Below are 347 nucleotides of genomic sequence, written 5' to 3'. Positions count from 1 at the left end.
AGGTCCGCGAGACGCCTTCCTTCTTCGAGTTGCTGTTGTCCATGACGAAGGTGTCGATGTCCAGGCAGACGTGCGTCGTCTCGGCGGTGATCGGTGCCTCGACCAGTGACAGCAGGGTCGTGGACCAGATGGCGGTGCGCGCCTGCAGGTCGTTGGCGGCAAGTTTCTCCAGCCGCTGTCGCAGCGTCGCCGCGCTCGGCACCTTCTGCAGGGTCAGCAGTTGTTGGAAGGGCTTGTCGCGGCGGAAGTTCTCGACAGCGTCATAGTCGCTCATGCCCAGACACAGCAGGCCCAGGTAGCTCTTGATCACGTCACTGGTGCGCATGCCCAGCGTGGTGGGGAAGCGG

Annotated in this window: 1 pseudogene; it reads right to left on the bottom strand. The window is 63.7% G+C overall.

From position 1 onward, the window contains the following. Positions 1-347, bottom strand: a pseudogene (locus tag P8629_RS11530) (IS1380 family transposase); the annotation flags it as partial.

Origin of the sequence: Hydrogenovibrio sp. 3SP14C1 (genome assembly GCF_029625905.1) — a bacterium.
Lineage (GTDB): Bacteria > Pseudomonadota > Gammaproteobacteria > Thiomicrospirales > Thiomicrospiraceae > Hydrogenovibrio.
This window is presented reverse-complemented; position numbering and strand designations above follow the sequence as displayed.